The following is a 24,165-nucleotide window of genomic DNA, read 5'->3' as shown; positions in this document are numbered from 1 at the left end:
CTGACGTGCAGGGCGAGCCCGATCGCGGCGCTGGACCGGCCCTCCGCCATCAGCTCCAGCGCGTCCCGCTCCCGCGGGGTGAGGCCCGCGATGGTCCCCCGGGCGTCGCTGCGCGCGAGAGCAGCCTGGACATCACCTGCTGGTCCAGGACGGTGCCGCCCGCGACGACCCGGCGCACCGCGTCGACGAACTGGCCGGTATCGGTGACCCGGTCCTTGAGGAGGTAGCCGACGCCTCCCTCGCGGCCGGCAGGGTGCGCTCCAGCCCGTCCCTCAGGAGGAAGAGGTCTTCGGCGAGGACAACGCGCACGGAATCTCCCACATCACGGCGGTCGGCCCGCCCGGCGGGCTGTGCAGGGCGAGGGTCTCGTCGAAGGGAGCCGACCGCCCCCGGACACCGAGTAGCCCGGTCCCCCCTGCGGGATCCGCACCGCCGTGGTGCTCGAAGACGATGTCGACGCGGTCGGCGCAGGCGTGCTTCGCCGCGTTGGCCAGCAGCTCGTCGACCGCGAAGTAGGCGGCCGACTCCACGGGCGCGGCGAGCCGGCGGGCCTCCACCCGTACGTCGAACAGCTGTCCAGTGCCGGCGAGCGCAGCGCGTCACCCGGCCCGCGGTCGGTGAGCACCGGCGGCTGGATGCCCCGGAACGGGCCCGCTCGCGGGAGCGGTCGGACCGGTGGCGCTGCGCGCCGGCCGCAGCCGGGAGGATCCGGCCGCCGAGGCCCACGGGCAGGAGCAGCAGGGCTCCGGCCACGCCCGCCCCGGCGCATGCCACGGCCACCGCCGACAGAGTCGCCAGTTGTGACCGCCAGGCGGCGGTCGGGGAACGGGATGCCCAACTCATGTCCCGTGCAGGGCATTCGCTGCCGAACCGGTCCCGGAGCGCGCCTTCGCGGCCCGTCCGGCCCATCCGGCCCACGGCGGGGCCGCGAGCAGGCATGCCGCCCGGAAGCAGACCATCGGCAGGACGGCGCCGGACTCCTCGTCCGTGAAGAGCAGCATGCTGAGGTGGACCAGGGTGTGGAAGCCACCCGCCGGCAGCAGCCGGTACGTCCCGCCGGTCCCCTCGAGCGCGAGGCCCAGCACCACCGACATGGCCACGGTCGCGACGAGGAAGGCCGCCGCTACACCGGGCCCAGCGCGAACACCGGTACGTGCCACAGCCCCCACAGCACACCCACGGTGACCGAGGACGCCAGCACACCGAAGCGGGTGCGCAGCAGCGGCTGCGCCCCACCAGCTGGGCCGCGGTGATCACTGCAAGGAGTGTTCCAGGGAGCCGGGACGGGTGAACCAGCCCTCGTCCGCGCCGCTTCGGCTCAGTACGTGCGCCAAGACCGCCAGCGCGGTGATCAGCGGAGCCGTGGCGAGCAGCGCCGCGCTGCGTCCGGTGTGTCGCCGACCGGCGCCTCGGATCAGCCGGGCCACGCGGTCGCCCCGGACCAGCGCGAGCGCGGCCACCGCGACGGCCGGTCCGGTCTGCGTCAGCTGGATCAGCTCGGCGGGTACCCCGGCGGCCTGCTGCACCGCCCCCAGCGCGTCCGCCGCCACGAACGCCACCGCGAGGAATGCACCGGCCGCTCCCCCTATCCGCGGTGTCCGCGCCGGCCGCGCCGCCCCGACGCCCTCGACCGTTCCCGTGTCCCGCCCCGTTCCGCTGCGTGTCATGGCCGTGTGCTTGTACCGACGACGATGCCGGGCGGAGCGGCCCGGGCCCTTGCACCTGGCCACCGGACCGGGGTGACCCAGGTGCACCTACACTCCCTGCAGCCCCGCCCCGCTCGTCGAGGAGGGCGGGTCCGAAGCGGAAGGGAGCCCTTCGTGGGGGAGCGTCAGCGACGCCTGGAGGAGCACATCGTGGTCGGGGCCGCCCCGGCGGACGTCCACCGGATGGTGGCCGACCTGCGGAACATGGGCCGCTGGAGCCCGGAATGCCGGCGGGTCTGGCTGGCGCGGCCGCCGGCCCGCTCCGGCAGCCGGTTCGTCGGATTCAACCGGAGGGGGCCGTTCGTCTGGTTCACGACGGGCCGGGTCACCTCCGCGCGGGCACCGGAAGAACCGCGCGGGGACGGGGAGTTCACCTTCGACGTGGGTGTCTTCGGCCTGCCCATCGCCCGCTGGGGCTACCGATTCGAGCCGGAGGGCGACGGTACCCGGGTCACCGAGACCTGGCAGGACCTGCGCAGCGGCCGCGGCGCCCGCCTGGCCGACGCCCTCGGCGCGGTCTTCGCCGGGACCGGGCCGCAGCGCCGCGTGGCCGTCAACCGGGCCGGAATGCGCACCACGCTCGCCCGCCTGGCCGATGCCTGCGGCGGCGAGGCGGGCGAGGCGGGCGAGGCGGGCGAGGCGGGCGAGGCGGGCGAGCGCGGGCGGGGGTGACGGCGCGGGTCAGGCCGCGCCGCCCTTCGACGCGGGGCCGAACTGCTCGTCCAGCACGGACAGTCGCCGCCAGTACTCGTCCTCGTTGATCTCACCGGACGCGAAGCGCCGCCCCAGGATCCCGATCGGCGACTGCTCGCCGTAGGCCGCCCCCCGGGCCCGCCACGGCCCGGGGCGGCCGCGCCACACGGTGCGGCGCAGCACGGTCACGGCGCCGATCACGACCGCCGCCCAGATCAGGGGGACGAACAGGATCCACGGGCCGGGCCCGTCGTACGCGAGGGTGGTGAGGGTGTTCATCTCGGTTCATCTCCTCGGAGGGGTGGAGGTGGTGGAGGTTTCCTCTCACTCCGAGACTCACTCCGGGAGGGGGTCCCGGTCGTCGTACGGCCGGCTGCACCCCGCGTACCACCGGGGGAGTACGGGCCGCCGCGTCAGCCCAGCCAGCCCGGCCGCACCAGCCCCGACTCGTAGGCAAGGACCACCAGCTGGGCCCGGTCCCGGGCGCCGAGCTTGACCATCGTCCGGCTGACGTGCGTCTTCGCGGTGAGGGGGCTGACGACCAGGCGGCGCGCGATCTCCTCGTTGGACAGGCCCATGCCCACCAGCGCCATCACCTCCCGCTCCCGGTCCGTGAGCCGGCCCAGATCCGCCGCGGCCGCGGGCCGTTTCGAGCGGGCCGCGAACTCCGCGATCAAACGGCGGGTCACGCCCGGGGACAGCAGTGCGTCGCCCTGCACGACCGCCCGGACCGCGCGCAGCAGTTCTTCCGGTTCGGTGTCCTTGACGAGGAACCCCGAGGCGCCCGACCTGATCGCCTCGAAGACGTACTCGTCGAGCTCGAAGGTGGTGAGCATGACGACCCTGACGCCGTCCAGCTCCGGGTCTCCGGTGATCCGCCGGGTGGCGGCGAGCCCGTCCAGCACCGGCATCCGGATGTCCATGAGCACGACGTCGGGGCGCAGCTCCCGCACCATCCGGACGGCCTCGTCCCCGTCGGCCGCCTCACCGGCCACCTCGATGTCGGGCTGCGCCGAAAGCAGCGCCCGGAACCCCGCCCGGACGAGCAGCTGGTCGTCGGCGAGCAGCACACGGATCACGGATCCTCCCGGGGCGTGACGGTCTTCAGCGGCAGCCTCGCGACCACCCGGAACCCCCCGTCGGGACGCGGACCGGCCTCGATCGTGCCACCCAGGGCGGCGGCCCGCTCCCGCATGCCCACGAGGCCGTTCCCACTGCCGCCCGAGGCGTCGCCGGTGGCCGGGCCGTCGTCGTCCACGCGCAGCTCCAGCGCGCTCGGCTGCCATATGAGGCCGACGCGCGCGGTGCGCGCACCCGAGTGCCGTACGACGTTGGTCAGCGCCTCCTGCAGGATCCGGAACGCGGCCAGGTCCGCGCCGGGCGGCAGGGCCCGCGCCGTCCCCTCGGCCGACACCTCCACGGTCAGCCCGGCCGCCGCGGCCTGCTCCACGAGCTCGGGAAGGCGGTCCAGACCGGGCGCGGGGGCGCGCGGTGCGTCGCCGGGGGTGCGCAGGGTGTCCAGCACCTGCCGGACCTCGCCCAGGGCCTCCTTGCTGGCGGCCTTGATCGTGGTCAGCGCCGTTCGGGCCTGCTCGGGGTCGGTGTCGAGCAGGGCCAGCCCGACCCCCGCCTGCACGTTGATCACGGAAATGCTGTGGGCCAGGACGTCGTGCAGCTCCCGGGCGATGCGCAGCCGCTCCTCGTTCACCCGGCGCCGCTCCGCGGCGGCCCGCTCGGCCCGTTCCCGGGCCCACTGCTCGCGCCGCACGCGGACCAGCTCGGCCACGGCCAGCATCGCGAGCACCCACGCGGTGACGGCCAGCTCCTGTCCCCAGGGCGCCGGGCCGTCCCCCGCCGGCGGGAGCCACCGGTACAGCCAGTGGACGATGAGCAAGTGCCCGGCCCACAGCAGCCCCACGGCTCCCCAGGCGGCTCTTCGGTGTCCGGCGACGACGGCTGCGAAGCAGGCCAGTGCCAGGCTGACGAACACCGGGCCGTACGGGTACCCGGCGCCGATGTACACGAGGGTGACGGCGCTGACCCCGTATGCCACGGCCACCGGATGCCGGTGCCGGGCCAGCAGCAGGGCGGGCCCGAGCAGCAGCAGGAGCCGCGCGAACACATCCAGCCCCACCCGCCCGGTCTGCTCCCGCGCGGCCCAGCCGGAGCCTGCCTGGGCGAAGACGGCGACGAGCAGCACCGAGCGCCAGGCCGGGCCCCGCCCGGTCCGCTCCACCCATCGCCGCCAGGGAGGACCCGGGCGCTCACGCTGCTCTTCCATACGGCCACGCTAGTGCGCGGCCGCCGTCACCCGCGTCACCCCGGCGTAGCGTCCGCCGCGTACTCCCCAGGTAGTACGAGGACCAGACGCGCCGGCAGCAGCCGCCCCTTCGTCCAGGTCGTCCCGGTCGTCCCCGGCGTCCCCGTCGCCCCCCGCGTCCCCCTCGGCCAGCCGGGCGATCTGTGCGCCGCCCCTCGCGCGAATGACCGCGTCTGACGCATCGTCATGTTCTTCTTGACCCTCGTTGCGTCCGGTACCCCGGCACCCCGGCACCCCCACCGGGGTCGAGAAGGAGATTCCCCGTGCCCCGTCTGGTCCGCTTCCCGCGCGTCGCCTGCACCGGTGTGGCCGCAGTCGCCCTCACCGTCCTCGCTTCCACCGCCCCCGCCTCCTCCGCACTCGCCTTCTCCGCCCCCGTTTCCTCCGCCACTGCCGCCGCCCCGCACGTCTTCGGGGCCGCCGAGCCGTCCGGGTCGTCGCTCACGCTCTCCGACCCGCGCATCGTGGCGCACTTCGACTTCCAGGCGGGTGAGACGCCGGAGAACATCGCGCTGGAGCCCGACGGCTCGGCCAATCTGACGTTCGCCCTGGCGGGCAAGGTCGTCCGGGTCGCCAAGAACGGCGACACCACGCCCGTCGCCACCCTGCCCGCCGTCACGAACCCGGCCACACCGCTGGTCGGTGCCGCGCTCGCCATGGGGATCGTGCGGACCGCCGACGGGTCGCTGTACGTCAACTACCTCACCGGGCACGAGGAGCAGACGGGCGTGCCGACCGGTGTCTACCGGATCGCTCCCGACGGCTCGGTCGAACTGTTCGCCGCGCTGCCGGCCACCAGCTTCGCCAACGGCCTCGCACTCGACGAGAAGCGCGGCGTGCTCTACGCCGCCGACTCCGTGCTCGGCAGGGTGTGGCGGATCTCGCTCGACGACGCCACCGTGACCACCTGGGCCACCGGCACCGCCCTCGAACCGGACGGTTTCGTCGGCGCCAACGGCATCAAGGTCCACCGCGGCGCCGTGTGGGTGTCCAACACCGACCGCGGGACCCTGCTGCGCATCCCCGTGAACGAGGACGGCTCCGCCGGAGCGATCGAGACCCGGGCCACCGGACTGGCCGGCATCGACGACTTCGCCTTCCCCGGCCCCGGCGACTCCGCCTTGGCGGCCCTCCACCCGACCAGCCAGGTCGCCCTCGTACGCCCCGACGGTACGCACTCCATCCTGCTGGAACCCGAGGCCGGCCTGTCCAACCCGACCTCCGTGGCCGTGCGCCGCCACAAGGTCTACGTGCCCAGTGCCGCCTTCACGACCCAGACCGACCCGAACCTGCTGATCGCGCGCCTGCACAAGGCTCATTCCTGACGATCCGCGCTATCCGGACTATCCGCCTCCGCCTCCGGACGCCCATGGCGGCCGGTGGTGGAGGGGGTTGCCGCCCTGCCGTAAATTGGCCCACGGCCCGCCGGGCCAGGCCGGACATAAGGGACGATCGCGGGCAGGAGTGGGCAGGACATGGCGCGACGCGGACGTGCGGAAACCGACCGGGGGGGCGCCGCCGGCGAGCCCGCGGTCCCGGGCTCCGAGATCGCCGCGGCGGCCGACGGCGGGCACGCCACCCCGGGCTGGCTGCGCCTGGGGCGCGACGGCCGGCTGACCGCCTACGCGAGCTGCGCCGAGGGGCTGGTGCGCTGGACCGAGTCGGCGCCCGGCTCGGACGTCTGGCGCGGGCCCGACCTGTTCCCCGTGGAGGGCTGGACCGGGCGGTACACGCTGACCCAGGACTCCAACGGCTTCGTCTGGTTCGCCGCGATGCGCCATCGGGACGGGGCGCCTGAAGGCCGCGAATTCTCCATAGCCGCCCAATATCAGACAAGTCGGCCGTTGAGCGACTGGCGGGCGGTGGGCAATCCGTTCCCGCCGGGCGACGCTTCGGCGCCCGCCCCGGGCGCCCCCGTCGTCCTCGCCGACGGCTCGGGCTCCCTCCACTACGTCGTCACCCGCTTCGGAGTCGGCGTGCGCGCCCGGACCCAGCGCGCGGACGGGTCGTGGAGCGCATGGGCCGACCACCAGCTCAGGTGGGTGCGCGGTGCGGTCGTACCCGCGCCCGCGATCCAGGGCCGGGTCGGTTTCCTCGTACCGTTCCGCGGCGGGGCCGTTCAGCTGGGCCAGGAGAAGCCGGGAGAGGGGGCCTTCGCCTGGCTGGGCCGGATGGAGGCGGAAGCGGTCGAGGGGACGTACAGCTCCATCGAGACGAGCCCCGGTGTCGCCACCCACTTCTGGCGCGCCCCGGCGGACGGGAGCGTCGTCGCCTGCCGGCCGGCCGGCGCCGGCGTGGTGACGACGAGCGGGTTCATGTCCCTGGGCGGCGCGGGCGGCGTCGGGCCGGTGGGCGCGGTCCGCGCACCCATCAACGGATACGACTGCACGGTCCTGCTCCAGCGCGGGGCCGAGGGCTACCCCGAGATCGCCGCCTACCCCACGCAGGGTGAGCAGTACGGGGCCTGGTGGGCCCCTGTGGGGGACCGGTGCGCGGGGCTCCCGGCCATGGCCGTCGACGCCCACGGCTCGGTCACGATCGCGATGCTCGACACGGACGGCGGGCTTCGGATCGCACGACAGGATCTCACCGCCGAGGGGCTCGTGTTCGGCGCTTGGCGCTGTGTGGGGTGACCTTCATCACCGAGTCATCTTGGCCGGTGGGGTGAATTGCCCATTCCGGCATTTCTCGCGACCAACTGGGCAGCCGGCGCGCCCGCTGTGCCTTGGATGCAGTTGCTCATTAACACACGCGAAACGTTGCGGGGCCGGGACGCTTCCGAATACTTGCTCGGCGTCAAACAATTGGCCTAGGCTGCACACGCCCTGTGAGGATCGCATAAGTGTGCGGGCCCGGCGCGGGGTCGGACGGGCGAGGCGAGGAGCGGCGGTGGTCAGGGTCGGGGGCGGATCCGGCTTCATGTCACGGCAGGGAGCCACACGCCGTAAGAAGAGTGGCAATCGAGGAGTTTTCTGAGTGGCCGGTACGCCCCGCCTGAGTGTTGTCGTTCCCTTTCAGGACGTCGAGATATACCTCGAAGAGTGCCTGGAGTCGATAGCCAGGCAGACGTTCCCCGACCTCGAGGTCGTCATGGTCGACGACGGTTCGACCGACTCCTCGACCGCGATCGCCGCCGACTTCGCCCGCCGGGACCCCAGGTTCAGGCTCCTGCGCCAGGAGCCGATGGGGCCGGGACATGCCCGTAATGTCGGTATTCGCGCCGCCCATCCCGAGGCGGAATTCCTCGCGTTCGTCGACGGCGACGACGTCATACCCGAGTACGCCTACGAGCTGCTCGTGCGCACCCTCGACGCCTCCGGCTCCGACTTCGTGTCGGGCAACGTGCAGATGATGAACTCCACCAAGAAGTGGCAGTCCCCGCTGCACAAGGCGCCCATGCAGCGCAGCAAGCGCGGTACGCACATCACGAAGGTGCCGGAGCTCATCTATGACCGGACCGTCTGGAACAAGCTGTTCCGGCGCTCCTTCTGGGACTACCACTACATCGCATTCCCCGAGGGAGTCATGTATGAGGACTCCTGGGTCAACATGTTCGCGCATTTCCGTGCGAGCAAGGTGGACATCCTCACGGACATCGTCTACTTCTGGCGCCGGCGCGAAGGAGGTGCCGCTCCCTCCATCACCCAGCGGCACACCGAATTCAGCAACCTGCAGGACCGCGTGGCCGCCGTGCAGTCGGTCAGCCGATTCCTCGCCGGACACCGCGCCAGGTCCTACAGCGACCACAAGCGGAAGTACGATCTCGCCTGTCTGAAGTCCGACCTGATGCTGCATCTGAAAGTGCTGCCGGACGCCGACGAGGAATACCGGAACGCCTTCATGCACTGGGCGAACGAGTTCCTGGACGAGGCCGACGAGGACATCATCGACGAACTCCCCGCCGATGCCCGCGTCAAATGGCTGCTGGTGCGCGAGGGCCGGCTGAAGGAACTGCTCGACGTCGTCGAGTTCGAGCGCAAGGGCGGCCCCCTTCCCGTCCAGCGGCGCCTGCACCGGTACCTCAACTACCCCTACCTCGGGGACCGTTCGGTCGGCCTCGACAAGAGCGCCTACCGGCTCGACAAGGAACTGTCGCTGCACGGTTCGCTGACGAGCGCCCGCTGGGACGATTCCGGACACCTGAACCTCGAAGGGTCCGCGTACGTCCGCTTCATCAACGTGCACAAGCGGCACATGTCGATGAAGGCCATCGCGCTGCGCAACAAGAAGCAGAACCGGGTCGTCGTCGCAAAGGCGAAGACCACGTACTACCCGCAGGCCACGGAGCACTCCAACCAGAACCGCTACTGCTACGACTGGTCCGGGTTCCAGGTCAGCTTCGACACCTCCCGCCTCAAGCGCAAGGGCCAGTGGGTCGAGGGGACGTGGGACGTGGCCGCCGGCGTGCTGAGCCGGGGCCTGTTCCGCTACAAGGGGATCGCGCGCGGCGGCGCGGGCACCGCCGCCAACCCGCCCTACCAGTACGTCGAGAAGAACACCCGCGTCGTACCGCTCTTCCTCCAGGGCAAGCTCAAACTCCGCGTGGAGATCGTCCGTTGCCGGATCACCAGGCACCGGATCGTCGGCGACAACATCGAACTCGGCGGTGTCTACCTCGGGCCCAAGCTGCCCGAGTGGGGCAAGTTCCGGGTGACCAGCATGGGCGGCGCCGGCCGTCACGACTCCTGGGTCCACTTCAAGCCGGGCGGCGAGGGCTGGTACACCTTCGTGACCCGCATCCCCGTCAAGGCGCTCGTCCCCGGCCACCGCACCAACTCCGGCGACGGGGTCCCGCAGACCTGGAACACCGGCGCCAACGGCTGGAAGACCACCCTGCACGTGGAGGGCCGCAAGGCGGCCATCTACCCGGTCATGGCGGAGGAGACCGCCGACGGCCACTACCGCCTGCCGGCCGGACTGCAGACGCCGAACGCGGACCGCGAGGTCGTCGTGCACCGCAACGGTTCCGGCTACGTGGTGATGTTCGAGCGGGACACCCTGCCGCTCGCCAAGTCCGTCACCTGGCGCCAGGACGGCTCCGTGGAAGTCGTCGTCGGCTACGCGGCGGAGGACATGCTCAGCGCGTCCGAGTACGCCGCGGCCCACATCGTCGTCCGTTCCCGGGCCCACGGCGCCGAACGAGTCGTCCCCATCACCTGGTACGGCCAGGAGTTCCGCTTCGTCCTCACGCCCGCCGCCATGCGCACCCTGGCCGGCGACATCCCGCTGGCCTCCGGCCGCTGGGACTTCTTCCTGCGCCGCCAGGACCCCTCCGCGGTCACCCCGGAGAACCGGTCCGGCGACCTCATGGTCAAGATGGCGCAGGAACTGATCCCCACGTTCCCCAGCGAGATGACCGCCGACGAGCGGCGCTACGAGATGCAGGCCGAGGCCTACGACCGGCTCTCCCTCCTGGTCCACTCGGCGATGCCCGACGAGGCGCGCGGCCCGTACCGCCAGAAGCTGCTGCGCACCAAGTCCTACCCGGACGCCCGGCGCAAGCCGCTGAAGCAGGCCGTGCTGTTCGACGCCTTCAAGGGCACCCAGTACTCCGACAGCCCGCGCGCCCTGCACGAGGAGATGGTCCGCCGCGGCGTCGACCTCGAGCACCTGTGGGTGGTGCGCGACGACCAGGTCGCGGTTCCCCCGACCGCCCGCCCCGTCCGCATGTGGTCCCCCGACTGGTACGAGGCCATGGCCCGGGCCCGGTACATCGTCGCCAACAACCACCTGCCCGACTGGTTCGAGAAGCGCGAGGGGCAGGTCGTCGTACAGACCTGGCACGGCACGCCGCTCAAGAAGATCGGGCACGACATCGAGGCCGTGCACTTCGCGGACAAGCGGTACCTGGAGCGTGTGGAGAAGGAAGTGCAGAACTGGGACATGCTGGTGTCCCCGAACAGCTTCAGCACCCCGATCCTCAAGCGCGCCTTCCAGTTCCCCGGCGAGATGGTCGAGAGCGGCTACCCCCGCAACGACATCCTGCGCCGCGCCGACTCGGGACAGCGGGCCGCGGAAGTACGCCGCCGCATCGGCCTTCCGCCCGGCAAGCGGGTCGTCATGTACGCACCGACCTGGCGCGACGACCAGTTCTACGCGCCCGGCAAGTACAAGCTCGACTTCCGCATCGACCTGGAGGACGCCCGGGCGCAGCTGGGCCACGACCACGTTCTGCTGGTGCGCCGCCACCCCAACGTGGTGGACCCGGTGCCCGGCGCCGGCGACGGGTTCGTCTTCGACGTGTCCGACTACCCGGACATGGCGGACCTCTCCCTGATCACCGACGTGATGATCACGGACTACTCCTCCCTGATGTTCGACTTCGTCAACACCGGGCGGCCGATCCTCTTCTTCACGTACGACCTCGACCACTACCGGGACACGCTGCGCGGGTTCTACTTCGACTTCGAGCAGTCCGCTCCCGGTCCGCTGCTCTACAACTCCCCGGAACTGGTGGGGGCGATCCGCAACATCGACCGGATCCAGCAGGGCTACGCGGCCCGCTACCGCTGGTTCCAGCAGGAGTTCTGCGACCTCGACGACGGCTACGCGTCGGCCAGGCTGACCGACCGGATCCTGATCGCCGGAGGAGACCTCGACCCGGCCCGGGCGCAGGCCCCGGCGGTCGGTGCGCCCGTCGGCCGGATCCCCGCCCAGCCGGGCCCCTGGAACGCGGGCAGCCTCGGCCAGATGCCGCGGCAGCCGGTGAGAAGGATGGATTCCGAGCATGTCTAACGCAGCCCAGAACGCGCGTCGCATCGTCACGGGCGTGGACGCTTCCGGGCCGGTTCCCGTCGAGTACCGGTTCTCCCACGCCAGGAACGGGAACCGGCATCTGGTCGTCGTCTTCGCGAACTTCGCCGCGCCCGACGACTACGGGATGTCGGGGGGAGTCCTCGACAAGCTGCGGTCGAACATCCTGTGGATCCGCGACTCCTTCGACGGCGAGAACAGCTACTACCTGTGCAAGGGGATGGATTTCGGCATCGAGCAGTCGGTGGCCGGGCTCATCGCGCGGGTGGTGAACGCGCTGTCGCTGACGCCGGACGACTGCACCATGATCGGCAGTTCCAAGGGCGGCAGCGCGGCGCTCTACTTCGGGCTGAAGTACGGCTACCGGAACATCGTGGCCAGCGTGCCCCAGTTCCTGATCGGCACGTACGTCAGGGAGTCCATGCCGGGCGCCGCGCAGCTGATGACGGGGGAGGTCACCGAGGAGAAGGTGCGCTTCCTCGACTCCGTCCTCCCCGACCTGGTGCGCAGCCGGCCGAACCCCGCGGCCAACATCTACCTGATCTCCTCGCCCCAGGACGAGCAGTACACCCGCCAGGTGGAACCCTTCCTCGGCCTGTTCCAGGGGTACGAACGCTTCAACTTCATCTTCAACGACTCCGCCCTGGTCACCGGCTCGTCGAAGGTGGTGCCCCACAACGTCCCCGTCATCATGGGACTGCTGAACCTCCTCGTCGACGGGGTCAGCCCCGTGATCGGCGGCGTCCGCTACGGCTATGAGGAGCCGGACCGCGACACGTCCGGGATCGAGGCGTACCTCGCGGCGACCTCCCAGGTGCGGGGGGACGACTTCCCGGCGCCGGTGGTGCTGATGCCCGCGGCGGAGCAGCGGCTGCCCGCGCACGCGGTCCGCTTCGTGGGGTCCGCCCCGCGTGCGGTACGGATCAGCATCTGGGAGAACGGGAAGTTCCAGGGGTCCCCGGCGGTCGCCCCCGATGGCAGCTGGAGCTGGCTGCGGGACAAGCCGTGGGGCAAGGGGCGGCACGTGGTGCGGCTGTTCGGGGTGGACGCGAACAACTTCCACTCCGGGCGCAGCGAAGTGGTCTTCACGGTCGTGGACCCGGTGGAAACAGCGGACCCCGTCTCCGCGCCGGCCCGGCCCCTGGCGCTCACGGTGACTTCTCCGGGCGCCCAGCAGCAGGTGCCGGGCCCGGTCCCCCGGTTCGCGGGCTTCGCCCCGGGTGCGGTGCGTGTGGAATTCCAGGAGGCCGGGATGAGCCTGGGAGCCTGCCCCGTGCAGGCCGACGGCAACTGGACCTGGGAGTCGAACTGGGCCTGGAACGACGGGCCGCACTTCGTCGAGGCCGTCGCGGTGGGCGCCGGGGGCAACGCCTCCGCCTGGATCTCCGTCCCCTTCACGGTGGTCGGCTCCTACCCCGTCCCCGGCCCCGGCGGCTACTCCGGCGTGAGGCACTGACCCGCGGGAGCGGGGTTCGTGCCAGGCCGTCGAGAAGAATGGATTGCGAGCATGTCCAACACAGCGAAGAACGCGCGCCGGGTCATCACGGGGGTGGACGCCTCCGGCCCCGTTCCGGTCGAGTACCGGTTCTCCCACGCCAAGAACGGCAGCCGCCACCTCGTCGTGGTGTTCGCCAACCTCAACGCGCCCGGTGACTACGGGATGGGCGGCGGGATCCTCGACAACGTCCGGGCGAACATCCTGTGGATCCGCGACTCGTTCGACGGTGCCAACAGCTACTACCTGTGCAAGGGGATGGATTTCGGCATCGAGCAGTCGGTGGCCGGGCTCATCGCCCGCGTGGCGAACGCGCTGTCGCTGACACCGGACCAGTGCACGATGTTCGGCAGTTCCAAGGGGGGCAGCGCGGCGCTCCACTTCGGCCTGAAGTACGGCTACAAGAACATCATCGCCAGCGTGCCCCAGTTCCGGATCGGCACGTTCGCCGTCAGTGCCATGGCGGATGCCGCCCGGGCGATGATGGGGGAGGTGACGGAGGACAAGGTGCGCTTCCTCGACTCGGTCCTTCCCGAGGTGGTGCGCGGCAGTGCCAACCGCTCGGCCAACATCTACATGTTCTCTTCGCCCCAGGACCGGCAGTTCGCGATCCACATCGAGCCGTTCCTCGGACTGTTCCAGGGCTACGAGAACTTCAACTTCATCTTCAACGACTCGCCCCTGATCTCCGGCCACGACAAGGTGACCACGCGGAACATCCCTTCGATGGTAGGGCTGTTGAACCTGGTCACCCACGGGATCGTCCCCCGCATCGGCGCCGTCCGCAACGGCCGCGAGGAGCCGGAGCGCGACACGTCCGCGATCGACGGGTACCTCAAGGCGACCTCCCAGGTGCGGGGCGAGGACTTCCCGGCGCCGGTGGTGCTGATGCCCGCGGCGGAGGAGCGGCTGCCGGCGCGGGCGATCCGGTTCGCCGGGTCCGCTCCGGGTGCGGTGCGGGTCAGCATCTGGGAGAACGGGAAGTTCCAGGGCTCCCCGGCGGTCGCCCCCGACGGCAGCTGGAGCTGGGAGCGGGAGAAGCCCTGGGCCAAGGGGCGGCACGTGGTGCGGCTCTTCGGGGTGGACGCGAACAACTTCCACTCCGGGCGCAGCGAAGTGGTGTTCACCGCCACCGACGAGCCCTTCGCGCAGGCGCCGGTTCCCGCCCCGGGTGGGGTGGCCGCGCAGGCGCCGGCCCAGCCGCCCGTCCTGTCCGTGACGTCTCCGGTTCCCCAGCAGCAGGTGCAGGGCCCGGCGGTGCGTTTCACGGGCTTCGCCCCGGGCGCGGTGCGGGTGGACTTCCTGGAGGGCGGCACGGGCCTGGGCACGTGCGAGGTGGCGGCCGACGGCGCCTGGACCTGGGATCCGGGCTGGGCCTGGAACGAGGGCGACCACCTGATAGAGGCCGTGGCGGTGGACGCGGGGGGCAACGCCTGCGCATGGGCCGCCGTCCCCTTCGTCCTGATGAACGCCTACATCGTGCCGACCCAGGGCGGATACACCACTACGAGGTACTGATCTCCGGGGCTGCCGTGACCTCCGGGGCGGGGCGGCTCACCCGCATCACCAGCGCCCGGTGGTCGGAGGTCTTGGTCTCCACGACCTGGCATCCGGTGCGCTGCAGCGCCGTGAACAGGTAGTCGATCTTCGCCCCGTCCTCGTGGGTGCGGCGCCCCGCCCGGGAGTCGCCCTTCTGGTCGCATTCCCGGTACGTGGTGTAGGCCTCGGCCGGCCAGAGCCAGGCGGTGGCGCTCCCGCCGACCGGCGGCGTCGAGTTGAAATCACCGCCGAGGATCGTACGGCCGTCCTCGGCCGCGGCCCCGAACAGCGAGTGCAGCTGTTCGTCCCGGAAGTCCCACTCGGGGTGCGCCGTGTCGGCGCCGCGCAGCGCGACGTGCCCGTTGCACACCCGGACCCCCTGGGCCGGAGCCTGGGCGCAGAGGAACCGCCGGTGCACTCCGGCCGTCGGCTGCTGCGTCGGTACGGCCCGTATCTCGGTGAGCGGGGACGCCGCGAGCAGACCGGAGCCGGCCTGCCCCCTGCCCCGTCCCGTGCAGCTGACGGGAACGCTGCGGCCCGCCTCGTCCACGCTGACGTAGGGGTCGAACTCGCTGTGCCAGTCCTTGCCCAGACGCCGGGCGGCCGACCGCAGGTCCTCGGAGCACACTTCCTGGAGGAGCATGACGCGCACCCCGCGCCCCTCGGCCAGGGCGCGCAGCTGCTGGTACTTGTCGTCGGGGCTGCCCTTGTCCTCGCAGCCCCACTGCTCCACTCCGCACATGTTCCACGTGGCCACGGACAGCGTGTCCGGCTCGATCTCGGGAGTGAGTGCCGAGGGCACCGAGGCGGTGGGCGCGGACGTGCAGGCCGCGACGAGCAGCAGACCGAGGGCCGCCGCCACGCCGCCGAAGCGGCGCGATCGGTGGCGTACCCCGGTCTCCGTGTGTCTGTGCATCCCGCCATCATTGAGTATGGGCCGGTCAGGCGGTGCACCGGGGGGAGCGGAACGCCGCAGTCCGGGAGGCTCGGTTTCCACGAGGAAGCCACCCCCTAGAGTGGGGGCGTGGTGACGAACACAGGTGCGGGCGTGAGTGGTGACCGGGTGCTGTACGGGTGCATGGGGCTGGGCGGGAGCTGGGAGCCGGTTCCGTACGGGCCCGCTGACATCGACGCGGCCGAGGCGGCGATCGTGGCGGCCCTCGACAGCGGGATCACCGCCTTCGATCACGCCGACATCTATCGCGGCGGCAAGGCCGAGGCCGTCTTCGGCGAGGTGCTCGCCCGGACGCCGGGGCTGCGCGAGCGCATCACCCTCCAGACCAAGTGCGGGATCCGGCCGGCCGGCAAGGACGGCCCGGGCCTGTACGACCTGCGCGGGCCGAGCATCACGCGGCGCGTGGAGGACAGCCTGACCCGGCTGCGGACCGAGGTGATCGACGTGCTCCTGCTGCACCGCCCCGACCCCCTGGCGGACGCCGACGAGATCGCCTCGGCGCTGATGTCCCTGCACCGGCAGGGCCTCGTACGGAACTTCGGGGTCTCCAACATGGGGGCCGCGCAGATCGCCGCGCTCCAGGCCCGGCTCGACGTCCCGCTGGTGGCGAACCAGCTGGAGATGAGCCTGCACAGCCGGGACTGGGTGGAGGCCGGGGTCCTGCTCAACACGCCCGCATCCGCGGGCAATGGGTTCCCGCTGGGGACGCTGGAGCACTGCCGCGACCACGGCATCCGCCTCCAGGCCTGGGGGGCGCTGGCGCAGGGACGGTTCACCGGCCGCCAGGAGACGGCCGCCGAACGGGCCACCGCCGAGCTCCTGGCCGAGCTCGCCCGGCGCAAGGACACGACACCGGAGTCGGTGCTGCTGTGGTGGCTGGGCCGGCACCCGGCCGGGATCGCCCCGGTCATCGGCACCGCCCGCCCCGAGCGGATCCGCGCCTGCCGCGACGCGGCGCTCCGCGAGCCCGACCTCACGCACGAGGAGTGGTACGAGCTGTGGGTCACGGCCAGGGGAGTCCCGCTGCCTTAGGGCGCTGCCGGGTCGTGCCGGCAGAGCCGTGACGGCCTGCTGTGACGCGACGGCGGCTCGATCCGCGGCCGGGCACGGCCGGGAAACGATGTTGCCCGCGTCCGTGATGGTCACTAGGGTCGGTCGGGTGACTGCCGGGTCGGCCATGGGCCACGCACGAGTGAGGTTCCCGGCCTCGGCGTGAGCACGAGGCGGGCCAGAGGCCCGCCCCCCTTCTCCGAGTCCCAGCTCCGGGCGCCCGCATCCGGCGCCCCGTTCCAGCGGATCCCAAGACCGGAGACACACCACTGATGTCCTATGACCAGCAGTACCCGCATGAACCCGAACCGCCGACGACCGCCGTCCACCTGAACCACACTGCCGTCTACGCAAGCGACCGGCACCTGTCTGCCGAGTTCCTCGCCGCGGTCCTGGGCTTGCAGGTCGGCGCCCCGTTCGGGCCGTTCCTGCCCGTCGACCTCGGCAACGGGGTAACGCTCGACTACTACGAGAAGAGGGACGAGCCGATCCAGGCGCAGCACTACGCCTTCCTCGTCCCTGACGAGCAGTTCGACGCAGTCATCACCCGACTGGAGGCGCTCGGGATCACCTACTACGCCGACCCCGGCCACACCGACCCCGGCCGGATCAACCGTCTGTTCGGTGGTCGCGGCGCCTACTTCGACGACCCGGACGGTCACAACATGGAGGTCATGACCCGCCCTTACGTCCGCCCTTAGGGCCGAACACGGCAAGCGGTGGCGGTGGCGGGCAGCCGGGCGGATAGCCGGGGGGATAGCCGGGGGGCCGGCCGGGCAGGGCCGGGGGATAGCCCTACCAGGGCCGACCGGCTTCCCGGATGGGGGCGCGAGGCGGAACCAACGAGGCTTGCGCCATGACCACTTACTCGCGCAAGGCGCTGCTCCTCGCCCTCTCCGCCGCCACCGCGGCCACCGGTCTGTCCGTGTCCGGCGCGGCCCCCGCGGCCGCCCGCGCCGCGGCGGGCGTCCCGGCACTCACCTGGCACCCCTGTGCCAAGCCGGGCGGCCCCGCCGCGCAGGAGTGCGCCGAACTGCCCGTGCCGCTGGACTACTCCGACCCGGACGGCCCGCAGATCACCGTCGCCGTCTCCCGCATCCCCAGCGACCGCCCGCAGGCCCGGCGCGGCTCACTCGTCGTCATCCCCGGCGGCCCGGGCGGATCCGGTGTCCAGCGGCTCACGCAGAAGGGCGCCGCACTGCAGAGGGAACTGGCAGGGGCGTACGACCTCGTCGCCCTCGATCCGCGCGGAGTGGGGGGCAGCACCACGGCGAGCTGCGCACTCGATCCCGCCGACCGGTACCTGACCAGCCTGCGGTCCTGGCCGGGCCCGAACGGCGAGATCACCGAGAACGCCGCCCGCTCCCGCCGCACCGCCGAGGCGTGCGCCCGCAACGGCGGCCCCGTACTGCGCAGTTTCACCACCATCAACCAGGCCCGCGACATCGACCGCTTCCGGGAGGCGCTCGGCGAACGCACACTCTCCGCCTGGGGCGTCTCGTACGGCGCGTACGTGGGGGCCGTGTACGCGCAGAAGTACCCGCAGCGCACCGACCGCTGGGTCCTCGACAGCAGCGGCGACCCCGACCCGCAGCGGGTCGCCCGCGGCTGGCTGGCCAACATGGCGCAGGGCGCGGAGGACCGCTTCCCCGACTTCGCGGCCTGGGCGGCCCACCCCGACCGGGACGCGGACGGACTGCGACTGGCCGCGACCCCACAGGAGGTGGAGCCGCTCGTGCTCTCGCTCGCGGCCTCGCTGGACCGGACACCGCGCGAGTCCACGACCGCGGGGGTGCCCCTGACCGGCAACGGCCTGCGCCAGGCCCTGCAGAACGCGCTCTACAGCGACTCCGCCTTCGCCTCCTTCGCCCGGCTCGTCCGGGCGGTCCAGGACCCGGCGGCGATCCCCGCGCTCCCGCCGGAGCTCGCCCAGCCGCTCCGCGACCAGGACGCCGCGATCACGGTCGGCGTCATCTGCAACGACGTGGCGTGGCCCCGCACCCCCATGGCCGCGTACCGGCGCGCCGTCGAGGCGGACCGCGTCCGGCACCCGCTCACGGCCGGACTGCCGGTGAACGTGCTGCCCTGCTCCTTCTGGAAGAGCGGCCCGGCGGAGCCGCCGACCCGGATCACCGACGAGGGGCCGTCCAACATCCTCATGGTCCAGAGCCTCCGCGATCCGGCGACCCCGTACTCCGGGGGCCTGAAGATGCGCGAGGCCCTGGGCGGGCGGGCCCGCCTGGTCACGGTCGAGCAGGGCGGCCACGGCGTGTACCTCGGCAACGGCAACGCCTGCGGCGACCGTGCCGTCACCGCGTTCCTCACCAGCGGTGAGCGTCCGTCCGGCGACGCGTACTGCGCCGGCTGACCGGAGCCGCGGGTGGCCGGCCGCCGCCCACGCCGCCGCGCGGAGGCGGTTATTGATCACCTGGTACACCAGGTGTCGGGCCTTTGAATTGAAGGATGCGGAGCGGTTACGCCCCGCTGAACATCTGTTACTGTGCCCGCGCTTGGTGTTCATCCATCAATCCGTCTCCCCTCCGGCGCCGAGCGCCCGAGGGTGTTGCGAGGTGTCTCGTACGTGTACAGCACTCCGTTCTCCCCCGCCCAGGCCAGGTCGGCGCGCGCCCGGATGGGCCTGACCACGGCCCAGGTGGCCCACTCGATGGCCACCTGCGGGACCCCCGTCCACCCCGACCTGGTGGCGGCCTGGGAGCACGGCTCCCATGTCCCCTCCGACCGGCAGCTCTTCGCCCTCGCCGACGTGCTGTGGTGCGATGCCACGACGCTGATGGGCGTCGAGCCGCGGACCCTCGCCGAACACCGCCTGGCCGGCCGGCTCACGGTGGAGCGGCTGGCCTACCGCATAGGCATGGACCCCACGGAGTACCGCGCGGCCGAGGCGGCGCGGCGGTGGGACGGGGACGCCTGGCAGACCAGGGCGCTGGTGGAAGCCCTCGGGCTGTCGCTGCGCAAGCTCATCGGCATCATGGGCCGGGTGGACGAGCTGGCGGAGCACCTGCGGTCCGCCGTGGACGGGCGGTGGAAGGCGCACGTGGAACCGGTCGCGGAGATCGTGGTGGTGGACGCGACCAGCGTGGGCGATGCCCTGCAGACCATGCACGCGGAGTTCTCCGCGTTCTCCGAGCGGTACATGGGCCACCTGGTCGCCCGCAACGCGGACGCCAGGCTCAAGGAGGTCGCGGCGGAGCGCGCCGCGTACCTGCGCCGACTCGTGGACCACTTCTGGGAGTTGATCGGCGAGGAGGGCGACGCCGCGCCCTTCCCCGCGGGCGGGCGGTGACGCGGCGGTACCGGGCCGCGGGCCGGGAGGGCGCGGACGCCCCTCCCGGCCCGCCGCCGGTTCAGCGGACGGCCGTTCCCAGGTGCGGGCCGTTCGCGCCGCCCTCCGCGAAGCCCTCGCCGTAGTCGTCCCCGTGCTCCTCCCAGTCGATCTCCATCGTGGAGCGGCTGGTGAACACGTTGAAGAGCAGGTTCAGCGTGATCGCCGTCAGGGCGCCCAGCGTGATCCCGCTGTTGAGCACCGCCTTCACGTCGTCCGGCATCCGGTCGAAGAACGGCGCGACCGTGGTCGGCAGCAGGGCGGCGCCCAGACTGACCGCCAGGATCAGGGTGTTGCGCTCCTCGCGCAGATCGGCCTTCCCCAGGATCTGGATGCCCACCGCGGCGACGATGCCGAACATGGAGAGCGCGGCGCCGCCCAGCACCGGATGCGGAACCGAGGCGACCAGGCTGCCCGCCTTCGGCAGCAGTCCCAGTACGACCATGAACACACCGGCCGCGACGACCACGTACCGGCTCATCACCTTCGACATGCGCACCAGCCCGATGTTCTCGGCGAACGCCACGTACGGGAAGGAGTTGAGGACGCCGCCGAGTACGGTCGCCACGCCGTCGGCGCGCAGCGCCCGCGCCACGGTGTCCGCGTCGACCCGCTTGCCGGTGATCTCGCCGATGGCGTACACGTCCCCGGTGGTCTCCACCATCGTGATCAGGATGACGACGAGCATCGCCGCGATCGGCAGCAGCTCGAACCGGGGCGTGCCGAAGTGGAACGGCGTGGTGACCCCGAACCAGGCGCTCTCCCGCACCGCGTCGAAGTCGGCGTCCCCGAAGAGCCAGGCCGCCGCCGTACCGACGACGAGCCCGAGCAGGACGGCGAGACTGCTGAGGAACGGCTTGCCGATCCGGACCATCGCGAGGATGAACAGCAGGGTGCCCAGCGCGTAGGCGAGGTTCTTCGGGTCCCCGTAGGCGGGCGTTCCGATGAGGTGCGCGCCGCCGGCCGCGTCCTGGAGGGCCACCGGGATCAGGGTGATGCCGATGATGGTGAGGATTGTGCCGATGACGACCGGCGGGAAGTACTTCACCAGCTTGCTGAAGAGCGGTGCGAAGGCGAACGTGGCCATGCCCGCCGTGATCACCGCCCCGTAGACCACGAGCAGGCCGGCGGTGCCGCCGCCCGCTCCGGTTCCGATGGCGATCATGGGCGAGACCGCGGTGAAGGTGACGCCCTGGACCAGCGGCAGCCGCGCGCCGACCTTCCAGACCCCGAGGGCCTGGATGATCGAGGCGACGCCGCACGTCAGCAGGTCCGCGTTGATGAGGTGGACGAGCTCCTCGCGGGAAAGGCCCAGCGCGTTGCCCAGCAGGACCGGGACGATGACGGCCGCCGCGTAGAAGGCGAGGACGTGCTGGAAGCCGTAGAGGGCGAGCTTCGGTACCGGGAGCAGCTCGTCGACGGGATGGGCCCGGTGCCGGGAGGGCGGGCGCGGGGACTGCCGGGGGGATGGAGGGGAGGACTGTCGGGAGATTCGTGCCATCTCTGCCTTGCCTTCGCGAGGTAGGTGAATGAGAGGGCCGCCGCCATCGGGTCCTGGGTGGCAGGGCGAGGCAGGCCGGCTCGTACCGAGCCGACGCCGGGCGGTGTTGCCGACACCACGTCGCTCTAGCACTGCGTATGCGCCCTGGATTGGCAGGACGTCCTTCGATCGATGCGGCGAATCCGTCTGTGATCATTGGATCCGAAGGGGGACTCGATCGGGGGCGCTCACCATAGCCAAAGCCCGCGGTTCCTCGCGAGTAACCTCCCGGCACAGGCCGCGGCTCCCGCACCGCTGCGCCGGGGCACGTCCCCTACGGCGCCGAAGCCGCGGCCTCCGCCTCCGGCCGCGCCCCCGGCCCGGCCGCGCGGGACGCCCGGCGGCGCAGCGCGTCCTCGTCGGTGTCCGCGTCGTAGACAATCAGCTTCGGCAGCAGCGCCGCGAGCACCGCCACCGACGCCACGCAGGCCAGACCGCCGCTCCAGAACGCCGTCCGGGTCCCGGTCCAGCCGGCCATCGTGCCCGCCCGTACCTGGCCGAGCTGCGGCCCGACGCTGTACGAGAGGACCTCGATCCCGGCGAGCCGCCCCCGCAGCCCCTCGGGGATCGTCTGGTTCCAGATCGTGGCCCGCCCCAGCCCGCTGAGCATGTCGCCGGCGCCCGCCACCGCGAGGCACAGCAGCACCAGCCAGATGTCCGGGAACCAGCCCGCGGCCGCGATCGCCAGCCCCCACACCGCCGCTCCGCACACCACCAGCAGCCCGTGCCGCCGTACCCGCGAGGTCCAGCCGCTGGTCATGCCCAGGACCAGGGAGCCCACCGCGCCCGCCGCGTACATCAGGCCCAGCGCCCACTCCGCGTCGAGCTCGTCCGCGAGGAACGGGTAGATCGCGTTCGGGAACGCGAAGAACATCGCCGCGAGGTCGACGGCGTACGTGCCGAGCAGCACCGGCCGGCTCCACGCGTAGCGCGCGCCCTCGGCGATCCCGCGCAGCGAGGGGCGTTCGGCGTCCCCCGCGGCCGGAGCCGGCGCGAGCCGCAGGCACAGCAGCACGGAGACCAGGAACCCGGCGACGGTCACCGTGTAGGCCGAGGCGTACCCGGCGTACGCGACGACCAGGCCGGCCAGCGCCGGACCGGCGATCGCGCCGAACTGGTAGCGCAGCCCGTTGAGCGCGGCGGCGGCCGTCAGCTGGTCGTGCGGCACGATCCGGGCCATCAGCGAGTCCAGGGCCGGCCGCTGAAGCCCGGTCAGGGCCGAGACGCCGGCCGCCACCACGTACAGCGGCCACAGCAGCGGGCTCGGCAGCAGCGCGTTCACCAGCAGCACCAGCGCGAGCAGCCCCAGCCCCGCCTCGGTCAGCAGGATCAGCCTGCGCCGGTCGACGGCGTCGGCGAGCGCGCCCCCGTACAGCCCGCAGACCACCAGCGGTACCAGCTCCACCGCACCCATCGCACCGACGGCCAGCGGCGAGTCGGTCAGGTGCTTGATCTGGAGCGGCAGCGCGATCATCGCCATGAACGAGCCGAAGAACGTGACCGTGCCCTGGTAGAACAGCAGCCGGAAATCACGGCTGGAACGCCACGGGGAGAAGTCGGGCAGCACGGCGGCCCAGCGGGAGGTACTCACGAGGGGCCATGGTCGGCGCTCGGCTGCGGCCGGGCAACGGATTATCCGCCCCGGACGGCCGAATCCGGGCCCGCGCGCGTGCCATCGGGGCTCCGCGGTGGCACCCATGGGTCATGCCGCCGGTGTCAGCGTTCCTTCGTACGGCCGCCTCGTACGCCTGGCGCCTACTGGTCGTCGGCGCCGCCGTCTACGCGGTCTTCGCCGTCCTGGGCCGTTTCCACGAGATCGGCGTGGCGCTCTTCCTCGGCCTCGTCGTCACGGCCCTGCTCTCCGGCCCCACCCGGCGACTGGCCCGCCTCGTGCCCCGTTCCCTCGCGGTCGCCGTCTGCCTGCTCGGCAGCGCGGCGCTGCTGCTGGGCGTGCTGGCGCTGGTGGCCGAGGCCGTCGCGGGGGAGAGCACCACACTCGTACGGGAGTTCCGCGCGGGCCTGGACAGCATCGAACGGTGGCTGGAGCAGCCGCCCTTCCGTCTCAACCCGGGGGCGCTGTCGGACGTGCAGGTCCGTGTCGGGCAGTACCTGACCAGCCACCGCTCGACCCTGCTCAGCAAGGCGCTCAGCGGAGCCGGCCACCTGGTGCACGTGCTGACCGTCCTCGCCCTCGCCGTCTTCTCCTCCGTCCTCTTCCTGCACGGCGGCGACCGCCAGTGGTCCTGGTTCTGCGCGCAGCTGCCCGAGACGGCCCGCGCACGGGTGGCGGTCGCCGGGCGCGCGGCCTGGCGCACGTTCACCGGCTACACCCACGGGATCGTGCTGGTCGCGGCGACGAACGCCGTCCTCGTCGGGGTGGCCCTGTACTTCCTCGGCGTGCCGCTGGCCGTACCGCTGGCGCTGCTCGAGTTCCTCGCCGCGTTCGTCCCCCTCATCGGCTCCCCGGTCGCGCTCGCGATCGCCGCGGTCGTCGCCCTGGCCGCGAAGGGACCGCTGGTCGCGGCCGTGGTGGTCGCGCTGATCGTGGTCATCGGCCAGATCGAGGGGCACCTGCTGCACCCGCTGGTGATGAGCTGGGCGGTGCGGCTGCACCCGCTGGTGGTGGCGGTCTCGGTGGTCGCGGGCGCCATCGCCGCCGGAGTGGTGGGCGCGGTCGTCGCGGTCCCGCTGGTCTCGGTGACCTGGTCGGTGCACACCGCCCTGCGCGAGTCCCGGCTCGAGCTCCCGTCCTGACGGGAGCCGCGCGTCGG

At 72.1% G+C, this 24,165-nt stretch carries 20 protein-coding genes; 11 read left to right on the top strand and 9 right to left on the bottom strand.

Annotated features, from left to right (window positions below):
• Positions 1–272 precede the first annotated feature (272 nt).
• From ACZ6I1_RS19655 to ACZ6I1_RS19645, 3 genes are all read right to left on the bottom strand, one after another.
• Positions 273–557 carry a hypothetical protein gene (locus tag ACZ6I1_RS19655; protein WP_469288793.1) on the bottom strand — a complete coding sequence of 95 codons (285 nt, stop codon included), beginning with the start codon at positions 555–557 and terminating at the stop codon, positions 273–275.
• Between the two features lie 282 nt (positions 558–839).
• On the bottom strand, positions 840–1,160 hold the full coding sequence (locus tag ACZ6I1_RS19650) for a hypothetical protein (protein ID WP_469288791.1): 321 nt from the start codon (positions 1,158–1,160) through the stop codon (positions 840–842).
• 93 nt (positions 1,161–1,253) lie between these two features.
• Positions 1,254–1,667, bottom strand: a complete 414-nt coding sequence (locus tag ACZ6I1_RS19645) for a hypothetical protein (RefSeq protein ID WP_469288789.1) — start codon at positions 1,665–1,667, stop codon at positions 1,254–1,256.
• A 153-nt stretch (positions 1,668–1,820) separates the two neighbouring features.
• On the opposite strand from ACZ6I1_RS19645, the gene ACZ6I1_RS19640 reads away from it, so the two are divergent.
• Positions 1,821–2,378 (top strand): SRPBCC family protein, encoded by a 558-nt coding sequence (locus tag ACZ6I1_RS19640; RefSeq protein WP_469288787.1) that lies wholly within the window; start codon positions 1,821–1,823, stop codon positions 2,376–2,378.
• Positions 2,379–2,387: 9 nt separating this feature from the next.
• Here ACZ6I1_RS19640 and ACZ6I1_RS19635 read toward each other — a convergent pair whose 3' ends face one another.
• The 3 genes from ACZ6I1_RS19635 to ACZ6I1_RS19625 form a co-directional block, all read right to left on the bottom strand.
• On the bottom strand, positions 2,388–2,678 hold the full coding sequence (locus ACZ6I1_RS19635; protein ID WP_469288785.1) for an SHOCT domain-containing protein: 291 nt from the start codon (positions 2,676–2,678) through the stop codon (positions 2,388–2,390).
• Between the two features lie 134 nt (positions 2,679–2,812).
• Entirely contained in the window at positions 2,813–3,478 is a 666-nt protein-coding gene (locus ACZ6I1_RS19630; protein WP_469288783.1) for a response regulator, read from the bottom strand.
• A complete protein-coding gene (locus tag ACZ6I1_RS19625) occupies positions 3,475–4,680 on the bottom strand; it encodes a sensor histidine kinase (RefSeq protein ID WP_469288781.1) in 1,206 nt (401 codons plus the stop codon). The genes ACZ6I1_RS19630 and ACZ6I1_RS19625 overlap by 4 nt, the downstream gene beginning before the upstream one ends.
• Positions 4,681–4,982: 302 nt before the next feature.
• On the opposite strand from ACZ6I1_RS19625, the gene ACZ6I1_RS19620 reads away from it, so the two are divergent.
• The 5 genes from ACZ6I1_RS19620 (at position 4,983) to ACZ6I1_RS19600 (ending at position 14,485) form a co-directional block, all read left to right on the top strand.
• Positions 4,983–6,044: an SMP-30/gluconolactonase/LRE family protein gene (locus ACZ6I1_RS19620; RefSeq protein ID WP_469288779.1), complete on the top strand. Its 1,062-nt coding sequence runs from the start codon at positions 4,983–4,985 to the stop codon at positions 6,042–6,044.
• 150 nt (positions 6,045–6,194) lie between these two features.
• Entirely contained in the window at positions 6,195–7,352 is a 1,158-nt protein-coding gene (locus tag ACZ6I1_RS19615; protein ID WP_469288777.1) for a hypothetical protein, read from the top strand.
• Between the two features lie 343 nt (positions 7,353–7,695).
• On the top strand, positions 7,696–11,454 hold the full coding sequence (locus tag ACZ6I1_RS19610; protein ID WP_469288775.1) for a bifunctional glycosyltransferase/CDP-glycerol:glycerophosphate glycerophosphotransferase: 3,759 nt from the start codon (positions 7,696–7,698) through the stop codon (positions 11,452–11,454).
• The gene (locus ACZ6I1_RS19605) at positions 11,447–12,928 is read left to right on the top strand and encodes a hypothetical protein (protein ID WP_469288773.1); all 1,482 of its coding nucleotides are present in this window, start codon (positions 11,447–11,449) and stop codon (positions 12,926–12,928) included. Before ACZ6I1_RS19610 ends, ACZ6I1_RS19605 begins: the two co-directional genes overlap by 8 nt.
• Positions 12,929–12,979: 51 nt before the next feature.
• Positions 12,980–14,485 (top strand): Ig-like domain-containing protein, encoded by a 1,506-nt coding sequence (locus ACZ6I1_RS19600; RefSeq protein ID WP_469288771.1) that lies wholly within the window; start codon positions 12,980–12,982, stop codon positions 14,483–14,485.
• On the opposite strand, the gene ACZ6I1_RS19595 is transcribed toward ACZ6I1_RS19600, so the two are convergent.
• Complete coding sequence (locus ACZ6I1_RS19595; protein WP_469288769.1) at positions 14,472–15,422, bottom strand: endonuclease/exonuclease/phosphatase family protein; 951 nt, start codon at positions 15,420–15,422, stop codon at positions 14,472–14,474. The two genes, ACZ6I1_RS19600 and ACZ6I1_RS19595, sit on opposite strands and share 14 nt — an antisense overlap.
• Before the next feature lie 108 nt (positions 15,423–15,530).
• Here ACZ6I1_RS19595 and ACZ6I1_RS19590 point away from each other — a divergent pair, with 108 nt between their 5' ends.
• From ACZ6I1_RS19590 to ACZ6I1_RS19575, 4 genes are all read left to right on the top strand, one after another.
• Entirely contained in the window at positions 15,531–16,493 is a 963-nt protein-coding gene (locus ACZ6I1_RS19590) for an aldo/keto reductase (RefSeq protein WP_469288767.1), read from the top strand.
• 290 nt (positions 16,494–16,783) lie between these two features.
• The gene (locus tag ACZ6I1_RS19585) at positions 16,784–17,212 is read left to right on the top strand and encodes a VOC family protein (RefSeq protein ID WP_469288765.1); all 429 of its coding nucleotides are present in this window, start codon (positions 16,784–16,786) and stop codon (positions 17,210–17,212) included.
• Between the two features lie 155 nt (positions 17,213–17,367).
• The gene (locus ACZ6I1_RS19580; RefSeq protein ID WP_469288763.1) at positions 17,368–18,879 is read left to right on the top strand and encodes an alpha/beta hydrolase; all 1,512 of its coding nucleotides are present in this window, start codon (positions 17,368–17,370) and stop codon (positions 18,877–18,879) included.
• 213 nt (positions 18,880–19,092) lie between these two features.
• Positions 19,093–19,815: a helix-turn-helix domain-containing protein gene (locus ACZ6I1_RS19575; protein WP_469288761.1), complete on the top strand. Its 723-nt coding sequence runs from the start codon at positions 19,093–19,095 to the stop codon at positions 19,813–19,815.
• Between the two features lie 61 nt (positions 19,816–19,876).
• Here the strand turns inward: ACZ6I1_RS19575 and ACZ6I1_RS19570 are convergent, their stop codons facing one another.
• Positions 19,877–21,355 (bottom strand): nucleobase:cation symporter-2 family protein, encoded by a 1,479-nt coding sequence (locus tag ACZ6I1_RS19570; protein WP_469288759.1) that lies wholly within the window; start codon positions 21,353–21,355, stop codon positions 19,877–19,879.
• A gap of 313 nt (positions 21,356–21,668) precedes the next feature.
• Positions 21,669–22,985: an MFS transporter gene (locus ACZ6I1_RS19565; RefSeq protein ID WP_469288757.1), complete on the bottom strand. Its 1,317-nt coding sequence runs from the start codon at positions 22,983–22,985 to the stop codon at positions 21,669–21,671.
• 113 nt (positions 22,986–23,098) lie between these two features.
• On the opposite strand from ACZ6I1_RS19565, the gene ACZ6I1_RS19560 reads away from it, so the two are divergent.
• The gene (locus ACZ6I1_RS19560) at positions 23,099–24,148 is read left to right on the top strand and encodes an AI-2E family transporter (protein ID WP_469288755.1); all 1,050 of its coding nucleotides are present in this window, start codon (positions 23,099–23,101) and stop codon (positions 24,146–24,148) included.
• Positions 24,149–24,165: the final 17 nt, after the last annotated feature.

The organism is Streptomyces sp. NPDC046303, assembly GCF_055588085.1.
Note: the sequence above shows the minus strand (reverse complement) of the source record. Positions and strands in the feature narration are given on the sequence as shown.